The organism is Paenibacillus chartarius (assembly GCF_042432825.1).
Taxonomy (GTDB): Bacteria; Bacillota; Bacilli; order Paenibacillales; family NBRC-103111; genus Gordoniibacillus; species Gordoniibacillus chartarius.
Genome location: NZ_JBHLWN010000062.1, coordinates 1 through 16454, shown reverse-complemented (window position 1 = coordinate 16454; position 16454 = coordinate 1). Strand labels below are relative to the sequence as shown.

The 16454-nt window shown below is 53.8% G+C and carries 19 protein-coding genes; 16 read left to right on the top strand and 3 right to left on the bottom strand.

The features are described 5' to 3' along the window. The first annotated feature begins 81 nt into the window (after nucleotides 1-81). The 7 genes from ACFFK0_RS15160 to ACFFK0_RS15130 all read left to right on the top strand — a co-directional run bounded on the left by ACFFK0_RS15160 (nucleotide 82) and on the right by ACFFK0_RS15130 (nucleotide 8849). Nucleotides 82-318, top strand: a complete 237-nt coding sequence (locus ACFFK0_RS15160; protein ID WP_377471100.1) for a ferredoxin — start codon at nucleotides 82-84, stop codon at nucleotides 316-318. A 182-nt stretch (nucleotides 319-500) separates the two neighbouring features. After that, entirely contained in the window at nucleotides 501-2321 is a 1821-nt protein-coding gene (locus ACFFK0_RS15155) for a CHASE2 domain-containing protein (protein WP_377471099.1), read from the top strand. Nucleotides 2322-2363: 42 nt separating this feature from the next. After that, nucleotides 2364-3125 carry a FecR family protein gene (locus ACFFK0_RS15150; protein ID WP_377471098.1) on the top strand — a complete coding sequence of 254 codons (762 nt, stop codon included), beginning with the start codon at nucleotides 2364-2366 and terminating at the stop codon, nucleotides 3123-3125. 21 nt (nucleotides 3126-3146) lie between these two features. Further along, nucleotides 3147-4628 (top strand): Ig-like domain-containing protein, encoded by a 1482-nt coding sequence (locus ACFFK0_RS15145; RefSeq protein ID WP_377471097.1) that lies wholly within the window; start codon nucleotides 3147-3149, stop codon nucleotides 4626-4628. A gap of 30 nt (nucleotides 4629-4658) precedes the next feature. Further along, complete coding sequence (locus tag ACFFK0_RS15140) at nucleotides 4659-6251, top strand: NHL domain-containing protein (RefSeq protein ID WP_377471096.1); 1593 nt, start codon at nucleotides 4659-4661, stop codon at nucleotides 6249-6251. A 60-nt stretch (nucleotides 6252-6311) separates the two neighbouring features. After that, on the top strand, nucleotides 6312-7028 hold the full coding sequence (locus tag ACFFK0_RS15135; RefSeq protein ID WP_377471095.1) for an HD-GYP domain-containing protein: 717 nt from the start codon (nucleotides 6312-6314) through the stop codon (nucleotides 7026-7028). A gap of 192 nt (nucleotides 7029-7220) precedes the next feature. After that, nucleotides 7221-8849: a L,D-transpeptidase gene (locus ACFFK0_RS15130; RefSeq protein ID WP_377471094.1), complete on the top strand. Its 1629-nt coding sequence runs from the start codon at nucleotides 7221-7223 to the stop codon at nucleotides 8847-8849. A gap of 5 nt (nucleotides 8850-8854) precedes the next feature. On the opposite strand, the gene ACFFK0_RS15125 is transcribed toward ACFFK0_RS15130, so the two are convergent. Continuing rightward, nucleotides 8855-8986: a hypothetical protein gene (locus ACFFK0_RS15125; protein WP_377471093.1), complete on the bottom strand. Its 132-nt coding sequence runs from the start codon at nucleotides 8984-8986 to the stop codon at nucleotides 8855-8857. 181 nt (nucleotides 8987-9167) lie between these two features. Here ACFFK0_RS15125 and ACFFK0_RS15120 point away from each other — a divergent pair, with 181 nt between their 5' ends. From ACFFK0_RS15120 to ACFFK0_RS15105, 4 genes are read left to right on the top strand one after another with little or no spacing between them, the layout of a single operon-like run. Further along, nucleotides 9168-10265 carry a quinone-dependent dihydroorotate dehydrogenase gene (locus ACFFK0_RS15120; RefSeq protein ID WP_377471092.1) on the top strand — a complete coding sequence of 366 codons (1098 nt, stop codon included), beginning with the start codon at nucleotides 9168-9170 and terminating at the stop codon, nucleotides 10263-10265. A gap of 25 nt (nucleotides 10266-10290) precedes the next feature. Further along, the gene (gene yjbM, locus ACFFK0_RS15115; RefSeq protein ID WP_377471091.1) at nucleotides 10291-11097 is read left to right on the top strand and encodes a GTP diphosphokinase; all 807 of its coding nucleotides are present in this window, start codon (nucleotides 10291-10293) and stop codon (nucleotides 11095-11097) included. A gap of 26 nt (nucleotides 11098-11123) precedes the next feature. After that, complete coding sequence (locus ACFFK0_RS15110) at nucleotides 11124-11549, top strand: DUF309 domain-containing protein (protein WP_377471090.1); 426 nt, start codon at nucleotides 11124-11126, stop codon at nucleotides 11547-11549. Between the two features lie 29 nt (nucleotides 11550-11578). Then, nucleotides 11579-12331: a pseudouridine synthase gene (locus tag ACFFK0_RS15105; protein WP_377471089.1), complete on the top strand. Its 753-nt coding sequence runs from the start codon at nucleotides 11579-11581 to the stop codon at nucleotides 12329-12331. Nucleotides 12332-12419: 88 nt separating this feature from the next. Here ACFFK0_RS15105 and ACFFK0_RS15100 read toward each other — a convergent pair whose 3' ends face one another. After that, nucleotides 12420-12509, bottom strand: a complete 90-nt coding sequence (locus tag ACFFK0_RS15100; RefSeq protein ID WP_377471088.1) for a YjcZ family sporulation protein — start codon at nucleotides 12507-12509, stop codon at nucleotides 12420-12422. 170 nt (nucleotides 12510-12679) lie between these two features. Here ACFFK0_RS15100 and ACFFK0_RS15095 point away from each other — a divergent pair, with 170 nt between their 5' ends. From ACFFK0_RS15095 to ACFFK0_RS15075, 5 genes are all read left to right on the top strand, one after another. Next, entirely contained in the window at nucleotides 12680-13225 is a 546-nt protein-coding gene (locus ACFFK0_RS15095) for a hypothetical protein (protein WP_377471087.1), read from the top strand. Nucleotides 13226-13315: 90 nt separating this feature from the next. After that, nucleotides 13316-14332 carry a hypothetical protein gene (locus ACFFK0_RS15090; protein WP_377471086.1) on the top strand — a complete coding sequence of 339 codons (1017 nt, stop codon included), beginning with the start codon at nucleotides 13316-13318 and terminating at the stop codon, nucleotides 14330-14332. 296 nt (nucleotides 14333-14628) lie between these two features. Then, on the top strand, nucleotides 14629-14820 hold the full coding sequence (locus ACFFK0_RS15085) for a GNAT family N-acetyltransferase (protein WP_377471085.1): 192 nt from the start codon (nucleotides 14629-14631) through the stop codon (nucleotides 14818-14820). A 79-nt stretch (nucleotides 14821-14899) separates the two neighbouring features. Further along, the gene (locus tag ACFFK0_RS15080) at nucleotides 14900-15265 is read left to right on the top strand and encodes a GNAT family N-acetyltransferase (RefSeq protein WP_377471084.1); all 366 of its coding nucleotides are present in this window, start codon (nucleotides 14900-14902) and stop codon (nucleotides 15263-15265) included. Between the two features lie 53 nt (nucleotides 15266-15318). Beyond that, entirely contained in the window at nucleotides 15319-15750 is a 432-nt protein-coding gene (locus tag ACFFK0_RS15075; protein ID WP_377471083.1) for an SMI1/KNR4 family protein, read from the top strand. A gap of 110 nt (nucleotides 15751-15860) precedes the next feature. Here the strand turns inward: ACFFK0_RS15075 and ACFFK0_RS15070 are convergent, their stop codons facing one another. After that, a complete protein-coding gene (locus ACFFK0_RS15070; protein ID WP_377471082.1) occupies nucleotides 15861-16178 on the bottom strand; it encodes a VOC family protein in 318 nt (105 codons plus the stop codon). Nucleotides 16179-16454 lie beyond the last annotated feature (276 nt).

Below are 16454 nucleotides of genomic sequence, written 5' to 3'. Positions count from 1 at the left end.
CGCTTGTCTAAATCATTGAAGTTTCTTCTTTTTTATATTATAGTTACGAATGAGGATATTCAGAGGAGGAATTCTAAGAACATGGCTAAGTATACTTGGGTTGACAAAGAAACTTGCATCGCCTGCGGCGCTTGCGGCGCTACGGCTCCTGACATTTACGATTACGACGATGAAGGTCTTGCTGAAGTAATCTTCGACGGCGACAGCAACAAGGGCGTTACCGAAATTCCTGAGGACCTTTACGACGATCTGCAGGACGCACAAGACGGCTGCCCGACAGACTCGATCAAAGTTGCTGACGCTCCGTTTAATAAATAATATTTTGGTTTGAGTTGAAGAGCCCGGCGTAGGACTCGCTTAGTGCGACATGCCTATTCCGGGTTTTCTTATATTGGCAGAATGCGATACAATATGTAGAATTTTGAAACAATACATTGCCAACCCCCAGACCCCATTTTACAATGGTACTAGGTCATTTGGGAGGGGAAAAGTAGACAAATATGAAGCGAAGCCAGCTGCGCACGATTTGGATTGGCAATATCATTGCCGTTTTTCTGCTTTTTGTTATTTTGATAACAGATTCGATCAAGGTTTTGGATTATAATTTGTACGATTACGACATGGAATCGACAATGTCCGGGCAGCCGCATGAAGATATTATCGTCATCGGTATTGACGACAAGGATATTGCCGGTATCGGAACGTTTCCTTGGGACCGTGACGTCTATATTCCACTGCTGAAGAAGCTCGCCGGCGCGAAAGCTGTCGTTTTCGACATTACGTTCGCCTCAAGGAGCAAGGACCAAAGTCACGACAAAGCGTTTGCGGACGAACTTAAGAACCATAAGAACGTCATCATTCCCATCGTAAGCAAGACCGATACGGAGCTGACGAATGTCGTCCGGTACGATGCTGACGGCTATCCGCTCGTTTACGAGCTGAACAAGGCGATTCCGGAAATTTTCGAAGCTTCGATTCCCGGACACATTAACCGGATCGAGGACAGCGACACCGGCATTCGCGAAGCTTGGAGTGCAATCAAAGCGGTCGATAAGGACGGGAAGGCGACGGTGTATCCGTCATTGTCCGTGCAGGCGGTTAAGCTTGCCGGAGGCAACGTAGACCCGTATCTGAATAACGACGGCAAGAAGCTCTTCAACATTAAGTACGACGGCGCTTCCAAAGACTTCCTGACGATGTCGTTCTCGAATGCGGTGTCCGACAAAGTGAAGCCCGAGACGTTCAAAGACCGCATCGTGCTGATCGGCATGACGGCGGCCAGCGACGATCAAGGGAAAACTCCGGTTGATACGCAGATGTATCTTGTTTATGCGCACGCGAACATGATTTCCCAGATGCTAAAGGGCCAGCATGTAACGGAAGGGCCGGATTGGCTCGAGAACGTGCTGATACCGCTGCTTGCATTCCTCCTTACCGTATTGCTCACGTGGCGTTTGCGCGCCATCAGCGGTGTCGTCTACGCCGTCGGCTCGGCCATCGTTCTGATTGCGGCTCAATATGTCCTGTTCTCCGCAACGAATACATACATTTCTGTTATTTACGGTGTCGCTGCGCTGCTCGTCGCATTCCTTGTCAATATCGCCATCAAAACGTACTACGAATCGAAGCAGAAAAATTTTATCACGAAGCAGTTCGGCCGCTACATTTCGCCGGAGCTCGTCAAGGAGATTGCCAAGAGCGACCAGGAGCTGCAGCTGGGCGGCATCAACAAAGAGCTCTCCATTCTGTTCCTCGATATTCGCGGATTTACGACGCTGTCCGAGAAGCTGAAGCCGGAAGAGGTCGTCGACTTCTTGAACACGATGTTCAACATGATTACCGAGAAGGCACTGCAAAACCACGGGACGATCGACAAGTTTATCGGCGATGCGGCGATGATTCTGTTCAATGCTCCGTTGGACGTGCCGAATCATCCATATTATGCCGTTAAGACAGCTTGGGATATCCAGCAGGGGATGATCCAGGTGCGGGAGCAAATTCAACAGCGCCACGGCGTCACCGTTTCGTGCGGCATCGGCATCAACACCGGCGAAGTTGTCGTCGGCAACATCGGCTCGTATTTGCGCGTCGATTATACGGCAATCGGCGATAACGTCAACACAGCCGCACGGATCGAGTCGCAGACGACAGCCAACCAAATTCTCATTTCCGAAGTAACGTACGAGCTGGTGAAGGATTATTTCGAGACGAATTTCGTTGCTGAGAAAATGATGAAGGGGAAGACAGTTGCTATTAAGCTGTATGAGGTGCTTGGTCACAAATCGGCTCCGGCGGAAGCGGGCCAGCCCATGGTTTCCTAATATATAATCAAGCTTGCAACAAAGGGGAGGAGCAATCATCATATGAAATTATCGCGTTTGACCAGTATGATTCTCGTATTTGCATTATGCTTTAACTTATTTGCGTCTGCGGCATTTGCCAAAACTTCGCGTTCCGCTCTCGTTTCATCCGTCAGCGGTGACGTAACGGTAACGAAAGGCGGCGGCTCGAATCCGATTCCCGCCTATGAAGGGATGCCGCTGAACGAAGGCGACACGATTAATACCGGCTCTGACGGCAACGTTGTCGTCAAGATCGCCGACCCGGAGTCGGAGCGTACCATCGTTCCGAATTCCACGATTACAATCTCGGAGCTTACGGATAGTGCCGAAGGAAAGAAGAACGGCTTCAAGGTTTGGGTCGGCTCGATGTGGAACAAAGTGAAGTCGCTGGCTACCGGCAATGAAGACGAAGTCGAGACGCCGACGGCGACGATGGGCGTACGGGGAACGACATACCTGGTTGTTTCGAATCCGGACGGAACGCTGTCGGTCGTCGTTGCATCGGGACTCGTAGCTGCGAAGGTAACGGGCACTCAAAAGCTGGTGGGCAGCGATACGACGGCGACACCGGATCCGGCGACGCAAATTCAGAAATCGGACAGCCAAACGAACAGCCAAACCGTTCTGCTGGCTCCAACGCAGCAAATCAATCTAAATCCTGCAGCTCCGCCTAGCAATCTCATTAATGCAGTCAACATTGTCGATGTGTCGACAATCGTGAAGCAAGCGGATCCGGCAATCATTAAAGCGTTTATTATTGACGCACCGGTTATCGCAGAATAGAACACGCAGCTGATCGACAACTTGAGAAATGCACTTAACAACAATAATCCCGTTGTTCTTCAGCGAGGAGATGCCGTATCGGACCTGACGGTAAAAACTCTCGAGGATCTCAATAAAGTATCGCAAAATATTAACGGCCTCGTATCCAATATTGCCAATGAAGCAATCAAGTTGAATAAAACGGATTCGGCCGAGCTCAGCAGACTGATCGACAATGCAAATCTGGATATCCAAAAGACCGAGCAGAAGATTGATTTGAACAAGCCGGCAATCGACCGTAACGCCGGTGTCGATCCAGCGCAGCAGCAGCAGAAGCAGGCTGAAAAAGACCGGATGGATCGGATCGCCCAGCAGACGCTGCAGAACCGGACTCAGCAGCAGCTGCAATTGAACGATTTTATTAAAAAGGTCCAGGAGCAAATTCGGGATCAGAAGAAAAGTAATAAGGAAGCAGAAGCGAAAATCGTACAAAGTGCTGCACAATCGGTGAACAACCCAACCAAGCCGCCGGCGCAGCAGAATCCGCAGCAGGATACGAACACGAATTCGGGCTCGGACGGGGGCGGTACAATTGTGCTGGATAAGCCGACGGAGCTGACGGCTAATGACCGCTCGCTGTCCATTAGCGGTAAAGCGATGGCAGGAAAAACGATTAAGATTGAAAAGCTTAGCGGAACAAGCTATGTAGCGGTTGCGAGCGGGCCAGTCGGAACGAATGGTTCGTATAATGTAAGTGCATCGGAGTTGATCCCGGCCGGTACGACGCTCCGCGCCTATGTGACGGATGGAAGTAACAATAGCGCTGCATTGGAAGCTGTAGTGAAAGCAAAAGCGCCGGAAGGCATTACCGCGGGCAGCAATTATGTTCAAGGTCAAGCAGGTGCAGGCTCTACGATTGTTGTTAAGAATGTTTCCGGTGATATCATTGCTCAGGGGACTACAGGGCTTAACGGTCAGTTTAATGTGTCGTGGACCACTGATTTATGGGGACAGAAGTTAAATGTTTACGTAACATCGGCTGACAACACGGCTCATCCTGTCGTTGAGGTGACTACGCAGAATCAAAGCTCCGTAACCTTGGTGAAAACCGATCGAACGGACGGCTTCGATGTTGCTGTGAAGCTGGACGGATTATCGAATGTGTATGGTGTCGAGCTTCATTTTTTGAGCGATGAGATGCGCGACAGCGGGACGGGGAACCCTTATGGCACTCCGGTTCGCAATGTAGACAAATTCCCGGATGCTCAAAGCGTTGAAGTGATCAAATACGCGCAAGGTACGGTTAACGGTGCGACAAAGCTCGAAACGATTTATGCCGTTACCAAATTCAATGCAGGCTCCACCGTATCGTTCACCAATGATCAGCTTGTGAAGATTCCATTCAACGTAACGACATCCGATCCGGTGCACTTCAAGCTTGAATACGTGCTGATTGTCGATCAGGCGGGGAATGCAATTCCCGTCGCTCAACAAAATAACACATCGTTCACCTATACGAAGTAATTCCAGTCCAATAATTCAAGGGAGCTAGCTATGAAACTTTTAACGAAAACTACGCTATCATTGCTCTTGCTTACAAGCTCCGTTGCGGGAACGGCGGCATACGCCGCCGATTCCGCAGCGGTATTGAACAGTAATGGCACGCCGATGCTTCAAGTGTCGACCGTTGCGGGCAGCGGCGCATATACGGAGCAGGACGGCGCGGCGGCGGAAGCGTCGTTCCGGATGCCGACAGGGGTTGCAATAGGGGCGGATAAGACGGTATATATTGCAGACGCGACGAATGACAAGATTCGTAAGCTAAGCGGCGGCATCGTATCGACAGCAGCGGGACTGCCGATCAGCGTCATTTTGGATAACAAAGGGCTGCCGCAAGGAGCGCTGGTGGACGGCAAAGCGGAACGATCCTTGTTTAATAATCCATTAGCGCTGGCAGTCGATGGCAAAGGCAGCGTCTATGTCGCGGATTCCGATAATCATGCCGTTCGCAAAATCGATACGAGCGGCAACGTAACCACATTGGCCGGTAACGGCGTTCTCGGTTTGAAGGACGGTAAGGGAGCGGAGGCTCAGCTGTATTATCCGACGGGAATCGCAGTGACAGCGGACGGTACCGTCTATGTTGCGGATACTTTGAACCACGTGATTCGCAAAATAACCGCCGACGGAACGGTGAGCACTCTCAATGCGGCTTCCAAACGTGCCGTAAAACTGTCTGCTTCGGTTGTCAGGCCGGCAGGAGATTACAGGGACGGGGATTTGAAAACCGCCTTGTTCAATGAACCGACGGGACTCGCTTTGGATGCCAAGGGCAATCTGTATGTGAGTGACTCCGGGAATCAGCGTATTCGTTATATTGATTTTGCGGCAGGTAAAGTGACGACGGTTGCCGGTTCAGGCACAGGCGAGAACGGAACGCTCTACGCGAAAGCTTCGCTGTATGCCGAGGGGGATTATGCGGACGGAGCGGCCGATCAGGCGATGTTCAACTTCCCGAAAGGGATTGCGGTTGATCCCAATGGCGGTCTGGTTGTCGCCGATTCGCTGAATCATGCGGTCCGCTATATCAAGGATGGCGTCGTGTCGACGCTTGCCGGAACGCCAAACGATCATGGCTTTCATGACGGGACGGAGTCGGGGGCGCTGTTTAATGTCCCGACCGGAGTTGCCATTGACACGGACGGAACGATTTATGTAGCGGATTCGGGCAACAACCGGATTCGGCAGCTCGAGGCTTACCAGCTTCCGGTGCTGACTAAAGACAACCTGGTGAAGGTCGTCGTTGAGAATAAGCAAATTGCATTCGATGCGCAGCCCGAAATCGAAAACGGCCGCACGATGGTTCCGGTTCGATTCATCGCCGAGGAGCTCGGTTATGAAGTGAAATTTTCGGATGATCAGACCGTCTCGCTTGTGAAGGGCGATACGACCGTTGAGCTGTATGTCGGGAAAACCGGCCTGACGCGCAAAGAAGCCGGACAAGCCGACGTAAGCAAGCCTACGGACGTTGCTCCCTATATCAAGGATGGCCGCACATATGTACCGGTTCGTTTCTTTGCCGAAGAGATCGGACTTGACGTACAATGGGCTGGGGAAGTGCGCGCTGCCGTGCTGCGAACAAAATAAGGCTTAACGTTGCCCCGGGGACCTTCCCTGGGGCTTCCGGCTATCAGGGAGTGATTGCAGATGAGAGACACCTCCTTTCTGGAGGAACGGATCCGTGTGTTGGAGCAGCGCAACCGGGAACTGACGCTGCTGCTGGAATCCGCACAAGAGCTGTATGCAGACGGACAGGAGCAGAAGCTGCCGTTTACGATGAGCGCCATCCATATGCTGATCGTCGCTCTGGAATCCCGGGATCCGTATACAGCCGGTCATTCTTCCCGCGTAGCGCTGTACTCGCTCTGGATCGCCCGTAAGCTAGGCGTACCGGAGGAGCAATGCAAGCAATTTCATCGAGCTGTCTTGATGCACGATATCGGCAAGATCGGAGTGCCGGATAGCGTGCTGCTGAAGGAAAACAGCCTGGATGACAACGAGTTTGCGGTCATGATCTCGCATGCGACGATCGGCGCGCGCATCTTATCGAAGATGGAGGAAGAAGGGAAGCATGTATCCGCAGCGCTTATCGCCAAGCATCACCATGAGAAGATGGACGGTACCGGCTATCCGGATGGACTCAAAGGCGAAGAGATTCCATTCTTCGCGCGGATTACGGCAGTAGCCGACGCTTTCGATGCGATGACAACAGACCGTCCTTACTCCAAAGGCCGAAGCTATTATGAGGGCGTACAGGAGCTGCTGCGCTGTCAAGGTACGCATTTCGATCCGATCGTCGTTCAAGCGTTTGCGGCGGTTATGGAAGAGAAGCGGTATTTGATGGATGCGGCTGAGCAGGAATAGGGCGATTGGAAATAAGGCAGTGAGATGAGCCGGGGGCGATGCCTCCGGTTTTTTGCTTGTTGCGGGATTAGGATGCGATGCGTCATCTGGGGCAAAGCAGGGGCTCGTATAGGACTTAAGCCTCTCCCAAGATACCGTTTTCGTGCCGATACATTATTGGAATAAGGTGGTAACGAAACAGGAGGAGCAGCGGTGGAAGGAAAACCGATAGAGCGCAAAGGGACGGATCAGCAGGTAAAGCAATTTTTCGACCGGAGCCAAATCGACGATCCGCTGTATTTGAAGCAGTTTTTACGCGAGCATCCCGATCAGAAGATGGCCTGGTACTTGCTGGGCAGAGAATATGCCGCGCAGGGCAAGGAGGGCAAAGCCGCATACTGCTTCGCTCAAGCGGGCGAAGTGTATGAGGCGTTCGAGAAGCGCAAGCCGGATGTCGATCTCGAACGGCTGAAGCGAGAGATGACGGATGCGCAGGCGGCGGAGCGAGCGGGAGGCAGCCGCGCGAAGCCGCAGGCTGCGGCACCGGCGCAGCAGCGGCGGCGCCGCCGCACGGCGCTGCTCGGCGCGGGCCTGGCCGCGCTGCTGCTGTTCTCGGCGTCGGCGTCCGACGCCGAGCCGGGCGCGGGCGCCGCGGAGGCGGACCGGCGCGGGGCGGACGGCGGCGCAGCCGCCGCCCCCGCGCAGCCCGCCGCTGCGGCGCCAGGCGCCGCCGGCGGTGCCGGCCAGCCCGGCGGGCCGGCACCGGGCACAGCGGGGGCCGGGCAGCCCCCCGCTGTGCTGTACGCGGCCCCGGGCGAAGCCGGGGCCGGCAGCGGCGCCGCCGCAGCGCAAGCGATGGCGCTGCTGGCGGCGGGAAGCGGCGGCGAAGCGATCGCCGCCGCGGGGGCAGCTTCGCCGGACGGCCAGTGGGTGTACTGGCACGTCCCGGCGAAGCTGCTGTTCAGGCTAGGCGCCGCCGACGAGACGGGCGTGCGGACCGCACGCCCGCTCGATCCGGCAGCCTGCGCCTGCGAGGTCGTCGGCGCGGACGCGGCGCGCGCCGTCGTCGATGCCTGGGCGTCCGCCCAGGAGCAGGACGCAGTGCTGCGTTCCGCCATCGCCGCATATACGCAGCGCTACGGCACGGCGCCTCAGCAGCCGGAGCAGCTGGCCAGACCGTATCCCGACAATCTGCTGCCGGGAGTAACGCCGGAGATGCAAGCGCGTTTTCCCATCATCGTACAAGCGGGATCAACGGCCGTTCCTGCCGCCGGGACGGCGGCGGAGCCGCCCGCATCATCGGCATCCGCCAAAGCGCCTCCGGGCGCACAGCTGCCGCCGCTTTCCGAGCCGCTTCGCATCGTCGTCGATAAGAAACAGCACCGGCTCGCCCTGCTGTCGGGCAACCGTATCGTGCGGCTGTATCCGGTCGGCTTGGGCGGCGACAAGACGCCTGACGGCGAGTTTACGATATCGGAAAAGGTCCGCAACCCGAACAACAAGTCGAACGGTGATTTCGGCTCGCGGGGGATGACGCTGTCGGATACGCTGTATGCGATTCACGGTACGAATAAGCCGTCGAGCATCGGTCAGGACGAGTCGCTCGGCTGCGTGCGGATGCTTCAGGCGGATGTGGAGGAATTGTACGATATGGTACCGCACGGGACGAAAGTAACGATCGGCAGCGGTCTTCTGCCCGAAGATGCACCGCTGAGCGGCAGCGGAACAGGCAGCGCAGGGGGCGGGGGAAATCCCGGAAACGGCAAAGGGAAGCCGGCATTCCGGCTTCCCCTGCAAACGAACGACAGCAATCCGAACAAAGTATATCAATGGCTAGACTAGTCCGTTTACGGATTCACAATGAGCAAAACAGTCATCGCAACGACGAGGGCGAGTACGATCGCTCCCGTCCATATGATGGCTTTTTTGTTTACCGTATCTTTCGCGCGCTTGTCCATATAGGTTTTACGCTGCGCCATAGTCTATCACCCTTTCTCTTGATCGATAGATGCTTCTGCCCATATCGTATCATAAACGCCGAAACCGCGGTAGCGGAAAAATGTAAGCGATTGCTGAAAAGCTCCGATCCAAAATATGCCTAACTCCTTTTGCATAAATGCCCCGTTCGCGATAAACTGGTAAGAAACGGAGGGGTCGGACATGATCTATAAAACGATTGCAAAACCTGTGCTGTTCCGGATGGATCCGGAAGCGGCGCATCATTTAATAGTCGACGGACTGGGGGGCTTTGCCGGCCTGCCCGGCGCAGGCGCATTGCTCCAAGCGGTATGGGGGACGGAGGCGAAGCGGGAGCTTCGTACGAAGCTGTGGAATCTAGAATTCCATACGCCGATCGGGCTTGCCGCGGGTCTCGACAAGAACGGGCGGGCGGTCAAAGGCTTCTCCCGGCTCGGCTTCGGATTCGTCGAGGTCGGTACGGTGACGCCGGTCGAACAAGCCGGCAACGAGCAGCCCCGGTTGTTCCGCCTGCCGCCGGACGAAGCGCTCATTAACCGGATGGGCTTCAATAATGTCGGCACCGCCGCCATGGCGGACAATTTGCGGCGAGCGGGACGGCAGCCCGTTCCGGTTGCGGTGAACATCGGCAAAAACAAGACGACGCCGAACGAGCAGGCGGAAGACGACTACCGGAAATGCATTCAGTCGCTGTATCCATACGGCGATTTCTTCGTCGTCAATATCAGCTCACCGAATACGCCGGACTTGCGTAATCTACAGCATGGGAACGATTTGGAGCGTCTGCTTCGCGCCGTTACGGACGAGATGGCGGCTCAGCGCCGGCATCATGGCGGCGAAGCGAAGCCGATTCTCGTCAAGATCGCACCGGACTTATCGGATATCGAGCTGGAAGCGACGGCCGCAACGATCCGAAGCAGCGGCGTATCCGGCATCATTGCGACGAATACGACGCTGGGTCGCGACGGCTTGCTCCACCCGAACCGCCAGCAGGCGGGCGGGCTCAGCGGCAGACCGTTAACGAAGCGCTCGACGGAAATCGTTAAGCGCATCTATTCGCTGACGGAGGGCAAGCTGCCGATCGTCGGCTGCGGCGGGATTTTCACGGCACAGGATGCTTATGATAAAATACGCGCCGGCGCTTCCTTGATCGAAGTGTATACGGCTCTTATTTATGAAGGCCCGGCGCTGCTCCGCAAGCTGAACGACGGCTTGGCGGAGCTGCTCAAGCGGGACGGCTTTGCGCATATTGCGGAGGCGGTCGGCGCGGATCACCGGTAGGCAGGGATGACAGGAGGCAGGTCGGATGGACGGACGTGACTGGAAAAAGTTTTTGTTTCCCTACGAGCAAGCGGTAGAGGAGCTGAAGGTCAAATTCAAGACGCTGCGCACGGAGCTGAAAAGCTCGGAGGAGTACGCGCCCATCGAATTCGTAACAGGTCGGGTGAAGAAAATATCGAGCATTCTGGAGAAGGCGAAACGCCTGAATGTACCGATGGACCAGCTGGAGAAAGGCATCGAAGACATCGCCGGTATCCGCATCATGTGCCAGTTTACGGAAGACATTCAGCGGGTAGCCGAGCTTATTCGCGAGCGCCGCGACTTTAAGCTTGTTTATGAGAAGGACTATATCACGAATAAAAAGGAAAGCGGGTACCGGAGCTACCACCTGATCGTCGAGTATCCGGTGCAAACGTCGCTCGGCATGAAGCACGTGCTGGCGGAAATTCAGATCCGCACCCTGGCGATGAATTTCTGGGCGACGATCGAGCATTCCCTTAATTATAAATATAAAGAATCGAAGCTGCCCGAAGAGGTGCGCAAGCGGCTCAGCAAAGCGGCGGAGGCGGCCTACTTGCTCGATCTGGAAATGTCTTCGATACGGGAAGAGATTGTGGAGTCCCAGAAGATGTTCGAGGACAACTCCAACCACGTATCGCGCGTTCTCAACTACATTCAGCAGCTGTATTTTTACCACCGGGTTCGCGAAGCGGCGCAATTCCAGCTCCGGTTCAACGAAATTTGGGAGAAGGAAGAGCTGTGGCTTTTGGAGGAGCTGTCGCACGAGCTTGAAGCGGCGATCGCAAGAGCGAAGAACGAAGCCCCGAAATGACTTCGGGCCGGGGAGGCTGAAGCCGAATGGTACAAGGATACGACCGGTTATTCATCGAATTCGTATACTATTTCAACGTCGAAAGAGACTACTTCGAGTGCCATGAAGTGATGGAGGAGCTGTGGCTGGAGGAAGGCCGGCACCCGCTGCTTCAAGGCTTGCTGCAGGTCGCGGTCGGACTGTATCATCATGCGAACGGAAACGTCAGCGGTGCGGTGAAGCTGTTGACCGCCGCTCTGCAGAAGCTGGACCCGCAGCCTGAAGAGACGCTGGGCATTCATCTGGACAAGCTTCGCCGGGATAGTGCCGAGTATCTGGACAAATTGCGCCGGATCGGGGAAGCTCCGTTCGCTCCCTATGATCTGGATATCGAAGTGCTTGATCCGGTACTGTGTGATGCGGTTGAGCGCCTAATCGCGAATCCGCCGGTGAAAGAGCATGAGAACGGGTAAAATCGAAAGATGAGGGAAACTACAGCACAATGAGCAAAAAGCTAAGACTCGACAAGCTGCTCGCGCATATGGGCTATGGCACGCGTACCGAGCTGAAGCGGCTGGCCAAGAGCGGAGATATTCTAGTGAACGGCAAAGTCGTTAAGGACAGCGGTCTGCAGGTTGATCCGGAAACGGACCGCGTGACCGTTCTGGGGCAGGAGGTACGCTACCGGGAGTTTATTTATCTCATGCTTCACAAGCCGCCCGGCGTCGTATCGGCAACGGAAGATACGAGAGACCGCACCGTTATCGATCTGCTGCCGGAAGAATACAGGACGTTCGAACCGTTCCCGGTCGGCCGGCTCGATAAAGATACCGAAGGTCTGCTGCTGCTGACCAATGACGGCAAGCTGGCCCACAACCTGCTGTCGCCGCGCAAGCACGTACCGAAGACGTATTATGCCCGAGTCGCCGGAAACGTAAGCGAGCAGGACAAGCTAGCCTTTGAAGCGGGAGTCGCCTTGGACGACGGCTATGTCACGCTGCCGGCGAAGCTGCACATCGTGGAGCGTGCGGAGGAGGCGGCGGACGGTCTCGCCCGGATCGAACTGACGATTACCGAAGGGAAGTTCCATCAGGTGAAACGAATGTTCGAGGCGGTCGGCAAGAAAGTCGTCTATTTGAAACGGCTAACGATGGGACCGCTAGAGCTGGACCCCGAGCTGCCGATCGGTGCTGTCCGCGAGCTGACGGACAGCGAGCTGGCGGCTCTAATGGCGCACGGCGGGAGTGCGCAGTAACGTAAACAAACCCAGATAACTATGCCATAATGAAACGGGACCATCCGACGTCATCCTCGATGATTTCGGATAGTCCCTTTTCTGCTGCTTACAGAAGGAAAGTACGGGAAACGATGACCAGCAAAATGAACAGTACCAAAATGGCAGCAGTCGAGGTAAATGCACCAACAGGATGCATATGCCTCAACCTCCTTGAGGCTCTTGATTCCGGGTTTGCCGCCCGGTATACGATATCCTATGGGCGTCTTTCCCGCTGCGCTTGGACTCTTATCCCGTAAGCACACAAATGGGCTTGCTTGCGTACTTTGTTAGCGTAGACACAAGTTCACATCATGAGGAGGGGTACTAATGTGGTTTACGTGGATTGTGGAGTACGGAGAGCCGATTGCCGCGTTTGTGCTAGGGGTATTATATTTGATTTTGCACCGGGGCATAGCGATGTCGCAGGCGAAAAAGACGGCCATGACGCTTATGCTGGGTGCGGAAAAGCGGGCGGAGCAGCTCATTCTCATTACCGGCCAAGATAAATTCAATTGGGTTGTGGACAAAGGCTACGATATGATGCCCGCAGCGCTGCGGATGTTCATTTCCAAGCCGGCGTTTCGGACCATCGTTCAGGACTTGTTCGATAATACGGTAAGAATGGCAAAACAGTACGTAGAGGAAGTGCCCGGCGGGATGACGGCGGTCAATCCGGCAGGGACGATTCCTCATGAGGGTACTCAGCCGGCCGGTATGCCGAATTCCGGGATGCCGCCGGTTCAGCCGATTCCGCCGATGGCGCAGCTAGCCTTGCCGAGAGGAACTGAGGACCGTACGGTTAGCAGCGAAAATGGGGCGGAGACGGATCAGCCTGGTGCCGCTCAGCGCGCACAGGACGGAGCTCCGGTCTAAGCTCGCCTTCTTTTGAAATATTTGTTATAAACCTGCCGCTCTTGGGTATTCTACAGAAAGAATCCGAAGCGGAAGGGAGAGCTGTTCACTATGGCTCAATGGTTGCTTAGACCTGATTTGAAAACGTCTGGCGGAGAGACGCTCGACATCGTCTACGACGATCGATACGTCGGGAATATGACCCTCGTATACCGGGAAAACGATCGCTTGACGGGAGCCGTGCAGCTCGAAGCGGAGGAGCTTGACGAGGAGTCGAAGCCTCTTGTTCTGGATCGCGTTCAGCGGCATGTAGAGGCGCTGGCCGAAGCATTGTCGGTTCAAGCTTGCGATGTGATCGTAACTTATGCTCCTTACGAACGAGTCATTGTCAAGCTAGGCCAAGAGAACGACTTCGATTGGGTGGAGGATGACGGGGAACTGTCCGCCATGGATTCTTACCAAGACGATCTGACGGAGACGATTTATGCCGATGACGAGTCGGAGGGGCTCGGCTTCGAGCTGATCATCGTCCATGAAGAACGCGGCCGGGTCGAATATCAAATCTATGACAGGCATCAGGATTTGGTCGCCGAAGCGCTGCTCTCGATACGGGGCCGCGATGTGTCCGGTACGGTGGATTGGGTGTACGACCCCGTTGAGGAAGAGATTGATGAAGCCGCACGGCTTATCGTGAACGATTTTGACGAGCATGATGTGGAATCGTTTCAGCTGGTTATGATGTTCGAGGAAGAGCTGGTCGATTCCATCGAGCTGAAGCGAAACGACCTGCTCGGCCAAGAAGAGGATGAGGCGATGTTCGAGGGTGACCGTGACGATTACAACATCGTGCTCGTGCGGGACGACGGGGATGTGCTGACCTACGAAATATATCAGCAGTCCCGCGGCGGCTTGCCGATCGGTACGGCAACGGTCGATATTAGCCACCGCCAGTTGACAGGATTTATCGACTTCCGGGAACCGGGCGGCGCCGACGACCGCGAGCTGATCGCGATGCTGCTGATGGAAGAGCTGGATAAAGAGAAAGATTATGATTCGTTTAATGTGACGATGATGGTAAAGAACGAGCCGATTGACGAAATTTTGTTTGAGACGGAGCCGGTTCATTAAGGCTACTGGAAGCGAAAAACGAGCGTCGTCCCTGTGGGCGGCGCTATTTTCGTTTACGGGAGAAAAATAATGATTCCTATAAAGCTATCAATTGAATTTCCAATTATTAATTTAAAAATCATAGTATGGCGCCACACCAAGAGAATTACATTTTATGGTATATTAGATTTATCGTACAGTAACTGCCTAAGGTTTTCCTTTCAACCCATGCATAACTTCTGAGTAATCCCTCGAGCGGAGAGCCGGTGTCCTGAGTTGATATTCCTGTTTCTTAGCCGTGCTACGGGGAGGTTATTATGCTGCTTAAGACAGACCGACTGATTTTACGGGAATTTACTAAGGATGACTGGGAACAGTTTCATGCCTATGCTTCCGATGCCGACCTAGTACGCTTTATGGAATGGGGGCCAAACTCGGAGGCCGCAACAAAAGACTATTTAGACAGAATGATAAGGTCTCAGAAACAACAGCCTAGAGAGATTTACTAGTTAGCTATCACCCTCAAAGAAAGCGGTTCATTAATTGGAGGGTGCGGGCTGCATATCGGTGAACCTTCGCAGGCGGCACTTGGATATTGCTTACATCGTCAGTATTGGGGGGCTTGGATATGCATCGGAAGCCGCATATGCCTTGTGCAAATTTGGGTTTACCGATCTCAGACTTCACAGGATTTTCGCAACGTGCAGACCTGAAAATGCTGCTTCGTCAAGAGTTATGGAGAAAATCGGAATGACCCAAGAAGGCATGTTACGGGAACATTTATTTTTCAAGGGGAAATGGCATAGTTCCTTTGGATATTCCATCCAATACACTGCAAATCTCGGGATAGCTGATATTGACGATGTGTTATTAAATTTATTTGGAAGCATTGTGGGTTACGTTGTCTGCAAAATTTCGAAAGCACTTCAAGAAAAAAGGTCTATCGAATGTTGAACTACGACGGGATATGAAAAGCTGGTTATGTAGCTGTCGGCGGAGGAGAATGTATGTGGGTTGAATTTTTCAAGGGTGTTTCAGAGGATTGTACGTTTCATAATCCAGCATCGCTAAATGAGATTGCAAAAGTTGAAGAGCAGCTTAGCGCGGTGCTGCCCCAACAATTGAAAGAAATTCTGTTGGAGACAAATGGATTAAAGGGATGTTACGATTTGGGACTGATCTGGTCTATAGATGAAATTATGAATGAAAACATGAGGTATCGGGACGATTACTTCAAAGAACATTATATGCCATTCGATAACCTGATCTTTTTTGCGGATAGCGGAATCGGGGACTTATTTTGTTTTCCGGTGCTTGGAAAGGGAGCGTGCAAAGATGACGTGTTTGTATGGAACCATGAAAACGATAGTCGGCAGTGGGTTGCGCCAACAATAAGCAAGTATGTAGAATGGTGGCTACACGGGACAATAAAAATTTAGACTGAACTAACTGATGCGTGAGCCGGCTATAACGGCACAATGAAGCCGCGGCGGCTCCCGCGGCCTCGTTCCGCTAACGGGAGGTTGGTTCCAATATGTGTACTTCCATATTAGCGTTTCGGCTGTTTGCTTTCATCCATATACAGCAGGTTCCAGCGGTGACCGTCCAGGTCGGCAAATCCTGCGCCGTACATCCAGCCGTCTATTTCACTCGGCTTGCCAAAGATGCATCCTCCGGCAAGCTCTACTTTTTGAATAAGGGCATCTACTTCTTCTCTGCTTTTAGCGCCAACGGAAAATATTACTTCTGCGCTATGGGAGGTATCTGCGGTTTTTGAGCCTGTAAATTGCTCAAACGCCGCATCCGGGAACAGCAATATCGTTGTTTGGCCTATGTCAAGCTTGGCCCTCTCGTTACCAAAGCTCACCGCATGGAACCCAAGTGGACCTCTCAACATCTTTGACCGGCAGGTTAATCAAATCTCCTGTGACATGGCTGTAGCCTCCTGGAATACGTTTTCAACTACTCCTACTATACGCTACTTCGTATTACTTGTCTGCTCCAGCATCGTCACCGTCAAGGTGTCGATCTGGCCAAGCATGGAAAATTGATATTATCGTGCTTCTTTGTATTATCTGAGAATATAGAGGCTCGGAATTAAGCAGGTGTTCTGAGTCTGAATGAGGGGTGAATGAGGCAGAAG